The sequence below is a fragment of the Coraliomargarita parva genome, assembly GCF_027257905.1.
GTDB classification, from domain to species: Bacteria; Verrucomicrobiota; Verrucomicrobiia; order Opitutales; family Coraliomargaritaceae; genus Coraliomargarita_A; species Coraliomargarita_A parva.
The window spans coordinates 124,932-140,644 of record NZ_JAPZEI010000002.1; the positions used below are offsets into that span (position 1 = coordinate 124,932).

Genomic DNA, 15,713 nt, shown 5'->3' on the forward strand with positions numbered 1-15,713 from the left:
TTAAGTGTAGTGCAGCTGCGCAGTTGCGGTGCAGTCAGTATCGGCGATGAGTCGAACCCAGTGTGCACTAAAGCCTTCCGGGAAAACGTGTGGTTGGTAGCTGTTTGCCGGGACCTCAATCGTGGTATAGCTTTCAAACTCACCACAGCCGAGGAAGTCGACTTCGACGGTGAAGGTCACAGTTTTCTCGGATTCATTCTTCAAGTGGAGCGACTTTTTGTCGAAGCCTGTCATGAGATACGGGTCCGACGGCTCTCCGCCCTTCACTGCATCCTTCCACCAGGGGCCACCCCAGCCCTTGGCTTTGCCGAGATTCCATAGGTCGTCGGTTTTGCCGAACCAGAGTCCGGATTGCGGTTCCGCGCACTGCAGGTTGCCACCGGCTTCATGGCTGGTGTTGTCGGCACCGACGATGAACATGCCGTTCCACGAACAGAAGTCACTATGCACCCAGAGGTGGGTTGAGATTGGTCGGATACCCCACACACGGTTGCCGTAGGCCCAGGGAGAAATTTCATACCACATGCCGTGGTGGTCCATCATGAGGCGTTCGTGTTCAGTTGAACGGATACGTGGCCATTCCGTTTGCCATTTGTGCTCGAAGCAGTGGGAGGCCTTGGGGAGGCGATAGGTGGTCCATTTTCCATCACCGCCAGTGAAAACCTTGAGGATGGCTGAGGCGCGATCCCAGCCGTTGGCAAAGATGGTGCCGCCGAAGTGGGCGATTCCATTGACACAGACGAAAGGCTTGCGCTCTAGAACGGTCCATTTCTCGCCGTCGTATTCCGCTAGGGTGCCTTCCTTGCGTTTCCCGAGGAAGTCGTCCTCGTTGTAGTCGTTATTGGTAATGACCAGACGACCCTGCGCTGTGTAGCAATCTTTGTAGTGGCAGGAGCCCTCACCTGGTGTTTCCAGTGTCTTGGTCAGGTCGAAGAGAAGCTTAGTCTCGAGCGTATGAACATTGAGCTCAAAGAGTTCGCCTTCCATTCCAAGCATGTAGACCAGATTCTTCGGATCCGTCAGGTGAGAGGCGGTGCCACAGAGGCGGATATCGATGAGCTCCTTCACTGTGCGGACATTATGGTCGGTGTCGACGATGTGTGGTCCGATGATCAGTTGATTGGAAGGATGGTGGACAAAGCGATTGGCATAGGTGCCGTCTACACCAGCCGGATGCTTGGTCATTTCATAATTCTCATCGATCACGCGAAGTCCCGTGCCAGTGCCGGTTTCTTTGCGGTGCGAAGAATAATTGACGATGTAGAGCTTGCGTTGCCAGGGCATCAAACAGCCGATGCCGATCTCGCTGCGGGGTGGCCCAAAGTCAGCAACTTGGGCAAAAGACGGGACGACACCGGAAACATTGGGGGGGAGTTTTGCATTCATGTGCTTGAGAATGCCGGCCTTATCTTCCTTGCCAATCTTGTCGAAATGTTCACATTAACATTTTAACGGATTTTATGGATCATTCTACACAACGTCGGCCGACCTTGATGGATGTCGCTCGATCTGCGGGCGTGAGTCATATGACTGTGTCACGTGTGGTTCGGGGCACGCATCACGTTCGTCCTGCAACCGTTCAGCGGGTTGAGCAGGCGATTCAAGAGCTTGGTTACAAGCCGGATCCCACCATGTCTGCTTTGGCTGCCTATCGGATGCAGGGTAAAAATACCAAGGGGGAAGCGAATTTGGCTTTTTTGGACCGAGACGAAAGTCCTTACAGTGCCTTGGTGTATCAAGGCCTAGTGGATGAGGCGAAACTGCACGGATACTCTGTGGAACGGCATGTCTTGATCGATGATGGCAAGGCGCAAAAACAGCTCGCCCGAGTTCTGGTGAGTCGTGGTGTGCGTGGTTTGCTCTTCGGCCCGTCGAATGTGGAGTGGAGTTATACAGGATGGGATTGGGATGAGTTTGCCATGGTTTCCTTGGGGGCGCTGACGCACAACCCGGTGATGCACTCCGTTTGCATTCATTACTTCGAAGCGGCTTATAACGCCTGCCGCATGGCATTGGACGCTGGCGCACAACGAGTAGGCTTTGCGGTGGAACCTCGTTTAGAGAAACGCACAGGCCACCAATGGTTAGGCGGCTATACGGCGGCTTTAGCGGCTCAAGGTCTACATATATATCTTGGGAGTTGGCCATTAGCTGGGCCTTTCAAGAAATGGTGTCGAAGCCATCAGTTGGATGCGATCCTGTGCGTGAATCCTCAATTGCTCGATGCCTGGCCGGGGGATCACTCATCTGTCTACTTATTGAACGATGGTGGAATGAAAGCGTCTCAGACGATGAATCGTTACTATCTCGATCCCCGGCAGATCGGGGTCGAAGGGGTGCGTTTCTTACATCACCTGCTTTTACGTCGCGAGTATGGTTTACCGAAAGAGTCAAAGGCTACGGTTCTAAACGGGACTTGGTATCGCTCCGCATCATGAATAGAGCTTGATCGAAAGCTCGGTTGCTTATGTCAACGGCTAAAGGTTTATAGTCTTACGATATTGGCTTTCGGGAGGGCAGTGTGCTACCTTCGATCCAGACGCCGTCGATCAGGACCCGGCGAGGACACGTGGGGAGGCCGAGTTGATTGTTAGTGATTCGTGAGACCACGAGTTCGCAGACAGTGCCGCCGACTTGCACATTGTTTTCGTCGATGCCTGTGAAGTCGGAATCCGGTGGACGGTTGAGACAGACGAGCCCAATATCATCGGGCGCAGAGAGATTCATTGCTTCCAGCCACTGTATTTCCTCGCCTAGGAGTGTGATGAGGGCGTCGGGTTTCCAACGCTGATACCAGTTTTGAAAGCGAGTGACCTCCGTGTCATGAATGGTTCCGGTGAAGACTGGGATTTGCCGTGACTTAGGCTGTCGGAAGTTGCAGGCGAGGTAGGCGGCGAGCCAGGAGTTGTCGTAGCCGTCACGGGCATGCAGCGAGTGCTGGGGCAGGCAGATGCCAATGCGTGTATAGCCTCGCTTGAGTAGTTCGTTGTAGGCGCGGGTGGTATTGCGTTGGTGATCACTGGATGCCCGATCAATGGGAAGTTGGCAGGAGACATCGCTGACCGTGGCAGCGGCGTAGCGGTCCCATGTCAATTGGGGCAGGGTGCTCGGATTTTCGCCAGAGTAGGCGAGGATCAGGCCGGTAATCCCACGAGAGTAAAGAATGCGGTCCAACTCTCGACTTTCACTTAGTTTGCTTGGTAGTGGAAAGATTTCTGTGCGGTAGCCGTATTCAAGTGCCTGTTCTTGATGTCCCAGATAGAGACGTTGAATCGTGGAATTTTTAGGAGATCGTTTGAGATTATTTCCTGCGAGTATGGCAATCGTGCTATGTGCTTCCGGTTTACGCCCTTGTCGGATTTGCTCCATCAAAGAGCTGACCTGTGGGTTGGGGCGGTAGCCTGACAACCGAGCGCCTTCCCAGACCCGCTCGCGCGTTTCTCGAGGGATCGATGGATGGTTTCGCAGCGCACGGGAAACCGTTGTTTGCGAGAGTCCCAGCTGGGCAGCCAATGCACGTTGGTTAGGCATGATTAGACGAAAATTTAGGAATCAAAGAAGCAAAATGTCAATGATTACGCATCGTGAGTCATAGAGTGATCGTCGACAGATGATCTGGATTTGGGCAAATTTTTATCCGTCACATTAAACTCCTGTTATCCACTTTTATAGTATGAACGATATGCTTAAGACATCTTTGCAAGAAACGAACAAGGACCCGATCGAGGCACTGATTCAGTCTATGAGCTTGCGCGAAAAAATCGGGCAGACGGTGCAACTCGGACTGAATTCGCGCTTTTACCAAGGAGAAGCATTGGAGGAGTATCTCGCGGAATACCCAGTGGGTAGCGTGTTCTGCGGTGGGGAAATCATTACCCATGCCGAGGGCAAGGCCGCGACCTTACGCGAACAGCTCGCGCGTGTGCAGCGTGCCAGTAAGTTCCCATTGTTGGTCGCGGGTGACCTGGAAGCTGGAGCAGGACAAGCGGTCGCCGATAAGACGCGCTTTCCCATGCTGATGTCGTTGGCTGCCTGTGATGACGAATCAATGGCGTATGAGTATGGTAAATACACGGCCTTGGAAGGGCGCGAAGCCGGATTTAACTGGACCTTTGCTCCGGTGGTGGATGTGCAAAAGAATTGGTTGAATCCGATCGTAACGAATCGTGGTATGGGAGATGATGCCGGGCGTGTTGCGAGGCTTGCGGGAGCTGTCATTCAAGGGATGCAGGATCACGGGCTGGCCGCGTGCGCCAAGCACTTTCCCGGTGATGGAGTCGATTTCCGGGATCAGCATTTGACGACATCGGTCAATTCACTGACTGAGTGCGAATGGTGGGCGCAGCATGGAGGCGTTTTTCAATCAGTCATTGATCGCGGTGTGCAGACGATCATGCCCGGGCACATTGCGCTGCCTTGGTGTGATCCGGTGCGTGCCAAGTCGGGGCGTCCGCGTCCGGCGACATTATCGGAACCGATTCTGACTCAGCTCCTGCGCGAGCGCATGGGCTTTGACGGTGTGCTGGTGACGGATGCCTTGATCATGGCTGGATTTGTCGCCTGGGCACCGCGTGAGGAGCGTCTGCTCGAAGCCTTCATTGCGGGCAATGATGTCATGCTCTGGCCTGAAAAGGATTATTATGGACTGATGGAGCGCGCGATCGACTCAGGCCGCGTGAGCATGGAGCGATTGGATGCCAGTGTGCGTCGGATTCTTAAACTGAAGCAGAAGCTTGGCCTGCTTGATTTGCCTGATGCTTCACAGCAGTTCGCACCGATTGTGGAAGATCCGATTGTTCGTGAAAAAGCCGTTGAATTATCGAGTCGTGTCGCGGATCAGAGTATCACCTTGGTGCGAAACCGTGAAAATTTGCTGCCGCTCGATGCCGGCAAGGTGAGAACGGTTCTTCTGCACAGCGCGATCCCGGAGCATGTGTACGACAAGCACATCGATGCATTGGCTGAAAAGCTGGAAGCGCGTGGGTTGGAGGTGACCCGCCACAAGAACGGGAACTGCCTCGACGTGAACAAAATGGAGCAGGCCGGTCAGACTTGGGATGTCTACCTCGTTGTCTATTCGCTGCAGATCCACCAGATGAAGAATGCAGTGCGCCCTGTAGGAGAACTCGGCGAGGTGCAATGGGCTCAACAATATGCCGAGACCATGAAGCCGATCACAATATCGCTCAACACCGCCTACCTGACTTTCGATAACCCCTATCTGGATACGCTGGTCAACGCCTATAATACGCATCCAACCACGATCGATGCGCTCGACCGCGCGCTCTTCGGGGAGATCCCCTTCAATGGGCAATCACCGGTTGAGCTGGACCCGATACCGGAGCGCACCGGATACTTGGGGTGACGCAGGCTTTTGATCAAAGACGAACCTGTTTGCACCAGTTCTGGCAAGCATTCATCAGAATGCCGACATCGACCGAATAGCAGAGGTAGTGGATCCCCATCGCTCTGTATTTTCGGGTGGTTTCGGCGGATTCGACAAAAGTGCCGACTGGAATGTTCTTCCTTGAGCATTTTTCGACCACTGATTTGAGTGCTTCCAGCACTTCCGGCGCTTCGGTTTTGCCGGTCATGCCTAAAGATTGTGACAGGTCGTAAACGCCGACGAAAATCATGTCCACACCTTGGACCTCAATGATTGTATCCAGATTTTTGAGACCTTCTGTGCCTTCGACCTGTGCGATCACGGTGATGTCCGAGGCCCTCGAGAAATAATCCTGTTTGTCCGTGGAACTGTGGCCAGCGGCGCGGACATATCGGCAGACTCCACGGTGACCGAGTGGGGCAAAATGTGCTGCATCGACAGCGCGTTTCGCATCTTCCGCGCAATTGACATGTGGAATCTGAACCACGCGCGCGCCGAGGTCGAGCGCCTGTCCAATCTGCTCCGGACGCAGGCAGCGCACGACGGCGGTTGTGTCGGAGCATTCGCAGGCTCGGATGAGGTTTCCCAGTGTCGTGACGTCATTTGGGCCATGCTCCAGATCGAGAATGATAAAGTCCATTCCGCCCATGCCCATCGCTTCGATCATATTGGTGTCCGAAGTTTTGGAGAAGGGGCCGAGGACGGTTTCGTTTTGCAGCTTTTGGTGAAAGGGGATCGGAAATGTTTGTTTCATTTAGCAGATTTTATCAGGTGCCTTGATGTGTGGAACTTGTATAAATGGGAGGTTTATCGCGTTTCCTGCTTCGCTTGAATCAAGTCAACGCTTAGAGGATGTATTCAGAAATTTCAGACGAAATGCGGCGACTTCGCTATGGCCCAAGTCGACTTGAACTCCTTGTTCTTTTAATTCTTGGCTGGTTCGTTCGATGGTTTCGTCCTTGCCGTTGATCAGCTCCGTCAGTGCATAGGTGCCAGCCGGGATATTGTTCAACTTTATCGTGCTGTGCGGGTTGTCGCCGTCATTGTAGTGCATGACCAGAAGGTAATAATCGCGACCATTCTTGTGACGCAGTAGATTTGTCCAGAAGTAGGGAGAGTCCACATCGGTGGGTAAATCGGCACCCGCCAGTTTGGCGACCGCCCGCACGAGTGGCATGTCAGGAATTTCGTTCGATTTTGAAGGGGGGATGGTGCTTCGGGACCATTGCACCAAGACCTTCCCTTTGCCAAAGTCGAGTTCCGTTAAGCTGGGACGTGTTGTATCATCATTGAGATAGGCTAGGGTGCTGCCGGGTTGTTTGCCTGCATTCCATGGATGGCGAATTGTGGCCAGATTTCCATAGCCTTCGAATGCGGCACCATCGGCCGCATTGAGTGCACCATACACATTGGGTTTGAGGCCTGTCGGCGGATTGAAACCAAAGCGTTTCAGAAGCACCCAGTCGGCATCCTCATCTTCGATGCTGTAACGACCGACCTCGGCATCCATCAGCACAATTCCTCCCCGGCGCACGTAGTCCACGATTTCGTCGATCTTCGATTGCCCCATGGCGACAAGGTTCTTTTGTGTCATGACAACGAGCTTGGCATCTGTCCAATTCTTGCCGGGCGCCATGCCGAAGGGCACTTGGGCATCGAGAAATAGTCGTGTGCTCCATGGATCGGTGCCATCGGCAGTGGATAGGAATCCCGCAGCGACGATCCGTGCGTCCGAGTCGGCATAGTAGCGCACATCGCCGTGGAGTGCTTCGGTCGGGCGCAGTTCCGTCCAGATCGGTTGAAATTTTTCGTAGCGGTCGAATGCGATCGGATCTTTACGCAGGCTATCCATGCCAAGCTCCGGATTTCGTAGCACGGTTTCGATCGGAATAAACATCTTGCAGTGAGAGTTACTGCCACCACCCATCATCATTGAGTAAAAGCTGGTATCGAGGCGGGTCGGATATTTGTATGCCCATTGGGTGACGGATACTTCTTCGGCGCGTTGGGGGATTCCCTCTTCGGCGACTCGGATGAGACCGGGGCCAAAGGTGTCGGGGCGTTCGCAGCCTCCATTTGCAGTCAGAATCCCCAGATCGGCAAACTTGCTCATGTCTTCGGGCATGATACCCTGTATGTAGACCATAATTAGGTGATCGGGAGCGTCTTTGCGAATCATCGATCCAAATTCATAGAGCGTGTCACTGATGGCTTTGGTTCGGAACCGCTGCCAGTCAAAGTGGAACTTTCGCGTAGCGTCTTCGCCGTAGGTCGGCGGCATGATTTCGTCGAAAGACTTGAACTCTGTTCGCCATGCTTGGTTCGCGTTTTCAATCTTAGAATACATGTCTTGCGCGTGCTTGCGGAAATCCGACAAGGTGTATTGGTCGAAGCCTACATAATGGTCTGACCAAGGGGAGTCACCCGGATGCTCCATCAGATAATAGTAACCCTGTGTTGCCGGATGGTTGCGCGTATGTAGCACGCCTTGGCGAAGAAAGTCCTCCATGCCTTTGCGAATGACAGGGGAGTGTAGGTAGTTCAGTCGAGCTCCGTGGAAAAGGTAAGCTGTGTGACCGAAGATATTGCCATCTTTGCTTTTTGTGTAGTGTGAAGGGAGCCACTCAGGAGCTGTAAATGAGAACCAGATCAGCACCGATACGTTCTTCGATTGTGCATAATCGAGAACTTTATCGAGCATGCTGAAATCATAAACGCCTGGAATGGGCTCCACTTCGGACCAGCGCAGGATAAATTCAAAGTCGTCAGAAATACCCTTCATCTGGTCGATCAAGGCCAGGTTCTTTTCGAGGTAGTCCTGCTGTTTGTTACTGATATGCGCCATCAGGTGAAAGGTCGGTTCAGGCGCATGGATAATTTCTTGTGCTGTTTTGAGGTCCTTCGGTTTGAGATACGGAATGGCGTCGGAGTCGACACGCTTGCCGATAAAGAGTTCGGTGCGATCCATGAGCTTATCAGCGTCCATGACTTCGACACTCAGCTTATAGGCACCTGCTGTTAGTTCTCTCAGGTCAAGTTCAACAATGCCGTCGTCGCCGATGGTTTCTGTGTGCTCGAGTCGAAGGGTGTCGGCGTTGTCGTGTAGCTGGAAGACCGATTTTGACCCCGGAGAATCGAAAAAGCGAACGGGCACGATCCAGTCCTCATCGATATCCCAAACCATATCTTTCCTTTTCGGAGCGATACGAATCCGACTTTCGCCGATACGGGAGTCAGTATCTATTATCGGATACATCTTTGAGGGCTGCCCCTTTATGATGAAGAGGCGAAACTCCTTCTCGACGATGCGGCTGGGAGCTGGATCGCTATTAAAGCGAGCCTTCACCCGAACCCAGTAGGTGCCTTCGTTTTCAACAGGAAAAACGATTCGTGGCGTTTGTAAAATGCCGTAGCCATCACCTGATTGGGGATCAATTTCAAACGACTCGTTTCCAGTCATAAACGGCTGGCCGCCGTAGTCTTGACGAATGTCCCAGTCGATGTCGAATGAGCGCGCTTGGTTTCTGGTGTCCAGGTCGCCGATTGAAAGGGATGGAAGACCATCCAACTCACCGAATTGTTCAACCCGGTTAAACTGATAATGGAGTGAGCTGTTGTCCGAGTCGACTGTGGTGAGCCGGAAATCACGTAGGTGTATACTGTTGACCTTTGGGGCCCCTTCTTTGCTCATTAATTGAAAGCCGATCAAAGTAAATGGCAGTTGTGCGGGCCCAGTCTTATCCAAATAGATGTAGCTGCCGGTGCGTATCTCCTTCATGCCCGGCGTGCTGGCGCGCACTTCACCTAATCGCTCCATGCCGCCGTCAAAACGTGCTCCGAGAAAGGTGCCACTTTTTAAAGTGGCTGCGGACTTGCTGAAAACAAGAATTTCCTGTCCGTTTGCATCCCGCACCACAGGTCGAAAGTCCAGTTTGTAAATCCAGTCGCTCGTGATCGTGTAAGTGAGTTCTTGGCCGAGTGGGATTGGAATCGGTTTTTTTAGGCTCAACCGGGTTGTCTCGCCCTGAGACATTTTATCGAGCTGTATACTTAGAAAGTCGTTTTTCTGTGTGATGCCGACTAATTGGTCGTTCCATTCCCATGCCTGAGGCTGGCTCAATTGAGGCAATGGGTGTATTTCGGGCTGAGCCTCGGCCGCGTTCAGGTTTGTGTTGGAAAGCGCGAGGAGCGCCAGACCGCTGATTTGGTAAAAATGCTTTAGAATCATGTGCTTTTTTAAGGACGCAGACTTAAAGAAAGGTAGAGCTATTGGAATTAGATGGGGATAGCTTATCAGATTCTGGAGAGCCAGCCTATGGCATATGTGTCTTGTATGTCGTCTATTTGTAGACCTGCTGGGCGGTCTACTATTGTGAGCTGTGGGAATCGAATTTATGGCAGATGTGGATAGGGGGTTAATCGCCGTAGCGTGCGACCTTGGTCGCGCCCCATCATTCCTGAAGCCTGCCGTCCTTCAAGCTGGGCTACCATCGATTTACTCGGAAGGCATTTCCAGAGCGACGATGCGATATGCGTTTTGCTGCTCGGACTTCTTGTAGATCAACGTGAGAATACTGGCCTCGGGGTTGACACGTAGGCGCTGCGCATAGCGTTCTCGCCATTTGCCTTCTTCGTTCGGGGCTCCGATTCGAACGACAACGAAAAAGTCCTCTTGGGGGCCGAGGCTGGCCGTATCCGAGCCCCCGGGCATGAGGCGTAAGGACTGTTCGTTGAACATGCAGGCGATTGGGGTAGTTGTCAGGTTGTAGATGCGCGACTTGCCTGCGGGGATACTTTCCAGGGAGTTGTTGATTGGATAGATGTCGTATCCGCCACCTAATTTTTTGGGGTAAAAGATGAGCAGCGCATGTTGGTCGTTCGCCGGTAGATCGACTATTCCCAGCTGTTTGCGTTGGATCGTGCCGTCGCTTTGAGGGATGTCCTGAAAGAACTGTAGAGGGCCGGTCCCTGTGTATTTATAGCGGGGTGATAAGCGTTGTTCCAGCGCGTTGACTTGAACCGCTTCATTGATGCCAGTCGGGCAGTATTGAATGAGGGGCGGTTCGTAGGCATCCATGAGGAATATGCCTTCGGCTTCGTCGTTGCGGTTGGTATCGGATCCGGGCTTCTTGATGGTTTTCACACCCGCGGGTGTGCCACCTTGCCATAAGTAGACTTGGAAGGAGAGCTCGCGGGATTCTTCTGTTTCCACAGCACTGGCGGTTGTGATGCAGGCCAGAAGTAGAATGGTGAGTGTGTTCCGAAAGTTCATGGTTTGAAGGATCGAAGATCTTAAATATCCAGCCATCGGAATGAAACGATTTTGTATCGGCGACCGAAGGTTTGATTGACGGATTGAGTCAGTGCGGTCGGTGAGATTTCGGCTGCATCCGCATTGTCGATGTATTCCGGCAGCCGTTGCACGATCGCCTCTCCCTGGACTTGGGTTTGCGAACCGTTCAAGGGATTTTCATGCTGGCCGTAGACGTGTATTTTGAAGGTGTCCGAGCGTGCGGTGAGTGTTGATCCCAAGCGTGCCAAAAGATCGGCTTGTGTGAGCCAGCCTGGAATACCTTCACTGCGCCAGCCTTCTTGAGCGGCTTGATTAAAGCCGGCTTCTGTTCGAGGGGTGGTCTCAATTTCGGAGGATTGCAGTGAGATATTGATTTTTGCATCTTCCGGATCGATCCCGAGTTCATTCGCCTCGTCGTTGCTGATGGTGTCGGCTGCCTCCAATGCGGCTGCCAAAGCGCCCTTTAAGCGGAAGGCATCCGTTCCCAGTTCGGCGGGCGCATTCTGATCGGGGTTGCGGTTTACAAACCCAGCCAGGGAAGTGAAGGGACCGCGCCATTTGATCTGTTTGACGATTTGACGGGCAAGGTTCTTGATCTGATCGGCGGTGAGCGTGCGGTAGCCGTGGTAGCCGGCCGTTTCGTATTCATCGTCGTTATCGGGATCAAAAGCTTCGCCCTGGGCATTCAGCACACGAAGGTAGGGCGCACCCTCTGCTTGGTCTGCTTCGATTGTTACGCCAAAGCTGTAGGCCAGAATTGAGCGCCATGCTTCTTCCGAGGTGGAGTTGATGTTATAGGCTCCATCCAGAAGGAACTGGGCTGCTGCAGTCTCACTGGTGAGTGCTGTCGTTGCGTCAGAGTCCAGTGGGACGAGTCTCAAGTTAGCGGGAAGTCGGCTGCTCGCGTCGGGTAGTGTGGAGAAAAAATACGAATCCCAGATCGCTTTATTTAATAGATATGAGTAGTCGTAATACAGTCCTTTGATGTTTGTATAGTTGTAATTAAAATACTGAGATGATGGAGGTGGATAGTCGCTCCAATTTGTGTCTATTGAATCTAGATCAATGCTGGCGGGGGCTAAGCTGTTTCCTATCGCATAGGCAGGAAGTAAGTTATCAAAACGTCCCCATTGCAGCCGGTATTTTGTTTCCAGATTCTGTTTTGTATATAAATCGGTAGTCGTCGTCACCTCTGGTGCCGGGTAGTAAAGAGGTGCGTCCATCAATTGACCAATTGAATGTAGCTCTGATCGTGTTGGAGGTCTATCAAATAAGACACAGGATTGAGTATAGACCGGGTTGGTGGAATAGCCTACACCGGCCTGATCTCCAGATACAGGAAGGCTAGAATCCTGCTCGTCCCCGTTTAATTTTACGAATGCTTCGTAGCTGGGGTTGTTAATCCGTGAATAGACGACATCATTACGATTCTTTGCATGATGGAAAAAGAGCGGGTTCGCTCCATGGGTTGCGGCTCTAGGATTATAGTTGGCAAGCCACTTGATTGAGTTGTCAGCAGTATTGGATTCAACAAAATTGTGTATCGACTTCATCCCGATGCTTCCGTGCATACTCATAATTGGTTGATTGATCGCTTGCATCGGGGTTGGGGCAGCAGCGGTATTAATCCAACCCGATAGATAAAAAGTCTGGTAAAGAACCGACTCATCGTCGCGACGAACAAGACGGAGTGAATTTGAGAATGTAGTATATGCTAGCAGCTCAAAGGTCGGAGGTGTAGAACTTGATGAGTCTATGGTATTACTTGTATTAATGTAATAGCTCGCCCGTGGGCGAAATCCAGGCAACAGCTCGGACTGTCCATCGGCTGGTTTTGAGTGGCGGTTGAATTCCGTCATCAAAGTGCTGCCGGATGGTGGTGAAAAAGAGATGGCTTCACCGGGTTCCAAGCGGACATTCGATAAATTCAAGCTGAGTCGACCAGTTGTGTTTATTTTCAGATCCTCTTGGGCCCCATTGAGTCGTATGTCCCAGGCTGTCAGAAGCTGATCGTAATGGTGGATCGTTTCAGTTGTTGAATTAACTTGATAGAAAGTCTGCCCAAAATCGAGACGGTAGTCCGTCGTCTCCAACGGGTAGCTATATGGGTTCCATAATGTGACTGCAGGTAGAAAATCGAGGTAGATTTGGTATTTTCCTGCACCTGATGGGACCGGGTCGTATCGGGGGAGTATATAAAGTTGAAAATGTGTTATTATTGGTGAGATGCCCACGTGATCCTGACTTTGCGACTGCGCTCTAAGTTCGTCGGATGTATTCAAACTGATCGTTGCCCAGTCTTGAAGCTGAGCCCAAAGGGGGCCGCCGGGATCGGAGTCGCTTTGTGATCCACTGACCGGGGCGAAAATCTGTCCAGCCGGCATGAGTGATCCGTCGTAAAGAGCGAGTGTTAGATCCTTTTTGAAGCCTCCATTCCGGACGTCGGTCAGTAGTCCATAGCTGCTTGTCGTTAAATCATGAATACGATCCTGAATGGCCGCAATCTCAACTGCATCGCTGGCTCCGTGGGATAGTTCATTTACAAAGCTTATGCGGTCTAGTTCGGCTGCGGTCAATTTGTCGACCCATGACAGGTCAGTCATCTGTGTGATATCTGCCTTTTGGGCCGAGAGGAGTTTTTCGGATGAACCTGTGGAGCCCGTGATTTTAATCTTCGCTTTGGTGCCTTCATCACTGACCCGGTAGGCATAGCCGTCGCTGTCGTTGATGCTTTGATAGGGGGCATTTGCGCTGTTGTCGTCGGCCAGGGCCACGTGCTTAGCTGGTAGGCTGTCTGGTTCAATGAATCCGGTATCACTCCTTTCGAGCCCCTCATTGCCACTGACCAGCCATGTGAGGAGGTTTCCCGAGTTATCCCAGACGCCAGTCCAGTTGGCTTCCTCTTGGCCGTCGATTTCACTGGTCGCCGGATCACTATCCAGAATGCTGGATGTCGCGGTGATGCGCTGATCCGGTCCGGTTTGCTTCTGTAACTCACCGAGGGCCACATTTAAACTCAGCAGGGCATTCTGACGTGCCTGCAGGTGTTCCATCTGATTGCTGGAATTAAGAGTTTCCACCCGCGCCAAGCTCGCCAAGCTGACCACGAGCAAGAGGATGAAAGCCATCAGCGTAAGCGCGACCACCAACGCAAACCCACCATTACGTGGGGCTGCGAAATGAGTTATTTGTATTTCGTCTCGATTGGCTCTCTTGCGGCGAGTCTGCATGTTTGGAGTTGGGGATCGTTTTGTAGACTAGGTGCAATTGTTATGGGATACCCCGTGTCATATAAAGCCTAAGGTTTACTATATTTGTCTAGGAATCATATAAATGTAATGTCCGATGGCTTTCAGGTCTGGGTCATCGATCCCGTCCACCAGAGTAAGCGGGGCCCCCTGCTGCGGTAAATCCTCCGCTCTTGCCTTCGGCAGAGTCTGTCATCCAGAAGGAATAAAGGTCACCGCGTTCCATCTTGAAGTGCAGGCGGACGCCGTTTTTCTCCAGTCCGCTTAAGTCCTTCTGCTTCCATTGGATCTCGGCACAGGTGCTGTTGCCGGTAAAGCCGATACAGTCTTCATGGGTAAGCCCCGGAATCGCTTTGTCCGATGAATCCAGTATTTCCACGCTCAGTCGTGATCCGACCGTGTTGGCATTAACGAAGAGCTTGTGCCCATTGAAGCGAAGTCTGCGTGTTCGCAGGAAGCCATCGGGGCAATTCGGGCGCATGGAGACGAATCCGTCGCGACGGATTTTAGCCAAGCCCATTGCGCCGTTGGCATACATGCCGTTGGTGCGCCAGTCTTTGGTGATGCGGTCGGGATCGCCGCCGTAGGCGGAGTAGTAGAGCCAGAGCTCGTCACCGACGATACAGCACATGCCGGCACTGGATTCGATGTAGCCGTATTCCCAAGAACCGTATTCCCTGCGTGCCGGAATGAAAGCTGTGCGATCCGGGCGATGCCAATGATAACCATCTCGACTACTGCTTAAGTAAAGCTCGGTGAGCTTCGGCTCTCCTCGTTTCTCCCCGTGTGGGTTGTTGGGGCCGTGTAAGATTTGATGAAAGCCGATCATCATGCTTTCGTAGGCAATCGCATCAAAATTGTAGAGCTGCGCAGGGAAATATTTGCCGTGATCGTAACAGTCCGCCCGCATCCATGGAGTCATCGTCTCTTGTGTCCATTGGGCACTTTCCATGAAGCTGTCGCCTTCGTGATAGTAACGCGCCCGGCAGGCCTGTTTGTGCCACTTCCGGATACTTTGCACCCACTTGCGACGGAGAGGGTTGTAATACATCGTGCTACGGTCATCCATCGGACCGGATTTGCCTACGTAATCCCAATGGACGCCGTCGTGAGAAGTGTAGAGCCGAGCCTCGAAGTTATCGATCCATGGTGGCCCCACCGGATTCGGCTCGCGCATCAACATCTTGTAGCGTGGCTCGTCTCCCGCGGCTTCGTGGTCGATTATGACGCTGCCCGAGTCTGGATGGATGTCTTTGGGTAAAATTAAATTTGTATTCGGAACGACATCCAGTTTCGGCCGCTCCCAGTGAATGCCGTCCTTGCTGGTCGCGAGTGCTGCGTAGCCGAGATAGCCGGTCATATACCACATCTTGAAGAGCTGATTGCGATCGTCGAACCAGACTCCGCCGCTTTTAGCGATCGCGCAGCTAGGGAACTGGGGATTGGTTTCCTCTGGGGACGCGGGCCAGAGGATTGGATTGCCTGTGTATTTCTCCGGACGGTGGTAGCAGGGGCTCATGCTTGTCTGATGGGCTTCCCAAAGGAAATCATCCAGAAAGAGTTGGCGCCCTGGTTGCAAGTCGATCACGTCGGGGATGTTTTGCAAATAAGGGACCTCTATTGGCTGTTTGTCATTCAGGTCCTTGGGGGCTGAGATTTGGGTCATATTCAAAATATTAAGGGTAGATGTGCTGTTTTATCCTTTATTTCATGAGGATATAGCTAATGTACTTGCCTGGTATAGTTGATTTGTCACAACTCTATACGTCTCGTTCTGTGTGTAAAA

9 protein-coding genes are annotated in these 15,713 nt (G+C 52.4%); 2 read left to right on the forward strand and 7 right to left on the reverse strand.

Annotated elements, in window-relative coordinates; translation table 11 throughout:
• Nucleotides 1–1,386 (reverse strand): hypothetical protein, encoded by a 1,386-nt coding sequence (locus tag O2597_RS02980; RefSeq protein ID WP_269522700.1) that lies wholly within the window; start codon nt 1,384–1,386, stop codon nt 1–3.
• Nucleotides 1,387–1,460: 74 nt separating this feature from the next.
• Between O2597_RS02980 and O2597_RS02985 the strand changes: the two genes are divergently transcribed.
• Nucleotides 1,461–2,438 carry a LacI family DNA-binding transcriptional regulator gene (locus O2597_RS02985; protein ID WP_269522701.1) on the forward strand — a complete coding sequence of 326 codons (978 nt, stop codon included), beginning with the start codon at nt 1,461–1,463 and terminating at the stop codon, nt 2,436–2,438.
• A 55-nt stretch (nt 2,439–2,493) separates the two neighbouring features.
• On the opposite strand, the gene O2597_RS02990 is transcribed toward O2597_RS02985, so the two are convergent.
• On the reverse strand, nt 2,494–3,531 hold the full coding sequence (locus O2597_RS02990) for a substrate-binding domain-containing protein (protein ID WP_269522702.1): 1,038 nt from the start codon (nt 3,529–3,531) through the stop codon (nt 2,494–2,496).
• Between the two features lie 151 nt (nt 3,532–3,682).
• On the opposite strand from O2597_RS02990, the gene O2597_RS02995 reads away from it, so the two are divergent.
• Nucleotides 3,683–5,365, forward strand: coding sequence for a glycoside hydrolase family 3 protein (locus O2597_RS02995; protein WP_269522703.1), 1,683 nt, complete (start codon nt 3,683–3,685; stop codon nt 5,363–5,365).
• Nucleotides 5,366–5,378: 13 nt separating this feature from the next.
• Here O2597_RS02995 and O2597_RS03000 read toward each other — a convergent pair whose 3' ends face one another.
• From O2597_RS03000 to O2597_RS03020, 5 genes are all read right to left on the reverse strand, one after another.
• Nucleotides 5,379–6,140 (reverse strand): HpcH/HpaI aldolase family protein, encoded by a 762-nt coding sequence (locus tag O2597_RS03000; RefSeq protein WP_269522704.1) that lies wholly within the window; start codon nt 6,138–6,140, stop codon nt 5,379–5,381.
• 84 nt (nt 6,141–6,224) lie between these two features.
• The gene (locus O2597_RS03005; protein WP_269522705.1) at nt 6,225–9,614 is read right to left on the reverse strand and encodes a beta-galactosidase; all 3,390 of its coding nucleotides are present in this window, start codon (nt 9,612–9,614) and stop codon (nt 6,225–6,227) included.
• A 267-nt stretch (nt 9,615–9,881) separates the two neighbouring features.
• On the reverse strand, nt 9,882–10,658 hold the full coding sequence (locus O2597_RS03010; protein WP_269522706.1) for a hypothetical protein: 777 nt from the start codon (nt 10,656–10,658) through the stop codon (nt 9,882–9,884).
• A gap of 20 nt (nt 10,659–10,678) precedes the next feature.
• Nucleotides 10,679–13,909: a hypothetical protein gene (locus O2597_RS03015; RefSeq protein ID WP_269522707.1), complete on the reverse strand. Its 3,231-nt coding sequence runs from the start codon at nt 13,907–13,909 to the stop codon at nt 10,679–10,681.
• A 133-nt stretch (nt 13,910–14,042) separates the two neighbouring features.
• Nucleotides 14,043–15,593 (reverse strand): hypothetical protein, encoded by a 1,551-nt coding sequence (locus O2597_RS03020; RefSeq protein WP_269522708.1) that lies wholly within the window; start codon nt 15,591–15,593, stop codon nt 14,043–14,045.
• Between the last annotated feature and the right edge of the window lie 120 nt (nt 15,594–15,713).